Source organism: Microcystis sp. LE19-131.1A, from assembly GCF_027532015.1.
Classification (GTDB): Bacteria; Cyanobacteriota; Cyanobacteriia; order Cyanobacteriales; family Microcystaceae; genus Microcystis; species Microcystis ichthyoblabe_A.
The window spans coordinates 1-2,924 of the sequence record NZ_JAPZSS010000314.1; the positions used below are offsets into that span (position 1 = coordinate 1).

At 45.0% G+C, this 2,924-nt stretch carries 2 protein-coding genes and 4 pseudogenes; 3 read left to right on the top strand and 3 right to left on the bottom strand.

What is annotated here, in order from left to right:
* Nucleotides 1–136: 136 nt before the first annotated feature.
* A pseudogene (locus O9323_RS21670) lies at nt 137–499 on the bottom strand (RNA-guided endonuclease InsQ/TnpB family protein); the annotation flags it as partial.
* Nucleotides 484–722 (bottom strand): annotated as a pseudogene (locus O9323_RS21675) (transposase); the annotation flags it as partial. The pseudogenes O9323_RS21675 and O9323_RS21670, both read right to left, overlap by 16 nt.
* Between O9323_RS21675 and O9323_RS21680 the strand changes: the two are divergent.
* From O9323_RS21680 to O9323_RS21690, 3 genes and pseudogenes are all read left to right on the top strand, one after another.
* Nucleotides 721–876: pseudogene (locus tag O9323_RS21680) on the top strand (IS30 family transposase); the annotation flags it as partial. The pseudogenes O9323_RS21675 and O9323_RS21680 sit on opposite strands and share 2 nt — an antisense overlap.
* A 38-nt stretch (nt 877–914) precedes the next feature.
* Nucleotides 915–1,064, top strand: coding sequence for a hypothetical protein (locus O9323_RS21685; RefSeq protein WP_002752489.1), 150 nt, complete (start codon nt 915–917; stop codon nt 1,062–1,064).
* Between the two features lie 135 nt (nt 1,065–1,199).
* A complete protein-coding gene (locus O9323_RS21690) occupies nt 1,200–2,192 on the top strand; it encodes an HMA2 domain-containing protein (protein WP_002752488.1) in 993 nt (330 codons plus the stop codon).
* A gap of 541 nt (nt 2,193–2,733) precedes the next feature.
* Here the strand turns inward: O9323_RS21690 and O9323_RS21695 are convergent.
* Nucleotides 2,734–2,924, bottom strand: a pseudogene (locus tag O9323_RS21695) (IS1 family transposase); the annotation flags it as partial.

The following is a 2,924-nucleotide window of genomic DNA, read 5'->3' on the forward strand; positions in this document are numbered from 1 at the left end:
TAATAATAATTCCTAGTAAGCTCGCTCCTATCCCTAATTCTTTCGTTAGCTTTTTGCCTAGAATCGCTAGATCTATTTCTAGCGAGAGAAGCCAGAAGCCTGTGTTGGCAAGTTTTCTAGCTCGCTTGTCCCCCTGTCAGCGTTTCCACACAGAAACCAGAAGAGCCTGTCCGAGGGCTTGAATTTCTGTCCGCCCGACAGTATTTGCCCGTGCGAGAATGTTTATAGCGGCGTTTTTATCTCTATCCAAGACACACCCACAAGAACAAATATGTGTTCTTACAGATAATGTTTTCTTGACAGGATTGCCACAACTGGAATATTGTTGGCTAGTATATTGTGGATTTACCGCTATCACAAACTTCCCGTGTATTTTCCCACAATAGTCTAACCAATCGGTGAACATTGACCAGCTTGCATCTGAAATAGATTTAGCAAGCTTAGGATTTTTCACCATATTAGATACCTTCAAGTCCTCATAGACTACCAAAAAATCCGAAAGTTTCTCAAGCCATAGCCTCGCCGTTTTATTAGTTTAAGTTTATTGTTGATTTCCTCGACCCGACCTTCGTTGTCCTTCGCTCGAAATAAGCAATGATTTCTCCAAACCAGTTTCGGATTGTTTGGCAACTCTTGGTAAAAATACTAGACGATTTTGCCAACCATTCCGAGATGGATAGCAGTCCTTCTATCCTATTCTTTGAGGTTTCGTAAATCGTTTTTTCCAAGGGAACGAATTTGAAAATCGTTAAGCCAGAGGAGGTAGAAAGAGCCGTAAACTTAATTAACAATCGTCCTCGCAAATGCCTTGACTATCGTACCCCGAATGAGGTATTCTATGAATGCAAATCAGACAGTGATGCAATTCAGGCTTGAATTAGCCCAATTAAGGAGCTAGGGTGGAGAAAAATCCGATGATAATGGCTGTGATCACCTTTGCTGCGGGAGCCAGCACAATATTCGCCGCTATTGTCATTTTTGACATTGATTTTGTTAAATGGGCTAACTGTAGTGCGCCTTTTGCCGATCGATGGGATCGGCAATCAGCCATTTGCCGCAGATAATCCAGCGGCTCTTGACAACCCTTATATTATAAATACTGACATCTATCTCAGGGGGGGACTGCCTATCGAGCTAAGTGGGCAAGATTGAAACTGAGAATGTAATCTCCAAACTAATAAATATTAGAATAGTGGAACATGGAAGTAACACTCGGCATCATCTTATCGGTACTTTCGGCAACTGCCACAGCCATCTGGACAGTTTGGACTTGGAGCGAGCAACAAGAGGAGGAAAAGACGCAGAAACGAAATCAGATTGCCGCTCTGTATATTAATCCCTTCCTGTTCGCCGCTCACGAATTGCAAGTCCGACTTGACGGCATCCTCAATCAGCAAGAGTTGGAATTTTTTAAAAGGGAATATCCCGAAGCCGATGAAATCGGTTCTCCCGAAGCCTTAGAACTCCTCTATGTCCTGGTGAAATTCTTTGGCTGGTACTCGTACGTCTATCGATACGGTCCCTACACCAGAGACAAGAAGGCGATCGAACTGATTAGCAAAATTATCAAGACTTTTGCCAACCGCGAGGACTTTGCTGGAGACGCTTTCTATTTTTCCTTCTCAGAGCAGAGATCTCTGGGACAGACATTCGTTAAAGTCTTTGGGCAAGCCGAATCGATCTACCCTGAGTTGGAAGCTATCTCGCTCTATCAATTTGCCGCGGAACTGAGGGACGACATCCAAAAAGATCGCCCTATGTATCAGAATGTCATCAAAACGATCCAGGTCATCGACAGCGCCGAGCGGGTTGAGGAGCTAGAAGGATGCGATCGCCTAATTGCCGTACACAATGATTTGGTGGACCTGCTTAGTTATCTAGAAGCCCAAGAAGGCTTCTGTATCTCGCCCAAGGTACGCCAGAAAATTCGAGCGACTGCAAGCCTTCCCACAGATACCGAAATCATTCACGCTATTGCCGGGCGGGTGCGACTGCGGATTCCTCGCCTGCGCCAAGATCTCTCCTACGCCGAGCGGTTGCGTCAGTGCCTTCAGTCCCTAGCCGGCGTGCAAGAAATCCAAATCAATCCAGATGCTGCTTCAGTGGCGATTAGCTACGCTCCCACCCTCTCAGAGGCAACATTTCAACAGAGACTTTTTCAAGCCATTGCCCAGTCAGGATCAGTCAATTAGACCTCTGGTAAAAATCAAAAATTGTTGTTATGGTTAGAAGTCAGTAGCCGGTCGTCAGGAGTCAGGATTCAGTATTCTCCGAGTCAGTATTCTCCGAGTCAGGAGATAGGAGATAGGAGATAGGAGATTATTTTATTTATTCTCCCCACACCCCACACCCCACACCCCACACCCCACACCCCACACCCCACACCCCACACCCCACACCCCACGAAAAACTTTTTGCCGCAAACCCTAATTATGCAAGAGGTTGATTGTGAATGTCAGGTGAAGAACCTCGGTTTTACCAGGCGTTGCTGAATTAAGGTATGATTAGGCGAAATGGCGGCTCTTCTAGGTTCTGTGTGATAAGTTTAATTGACATAGGATTGATCGATCTTTGTGTCCTTTGTGTCTTTGTGGTTCGTTCCACCCCCTCGCTAGGAGAAATGTATCTTAGAATACATTTTACCCACCAAAGCTGGGAGAGCCAAATGGCGAGCATTCGGAGGAAAATAAGGTGGTGATTCGGTAGTAGTGATGGCGGCTTAATCCTTTGCTGTGCATTGTAGTCATGGATAAAATACCAAAGGGTTCCCCAACGTGATTCTCGATTTTTTTAGAGAAAGATAGACTCTCTCTCACCAGCCGAGAAATCCTTTGTCGAAAGGTATTATTTAATCTTTCAATAGGATTAGTTTGACCAGTTTCTTTACCTACTGCCCGATGACGTTTACTAGGAATTACTGTCTT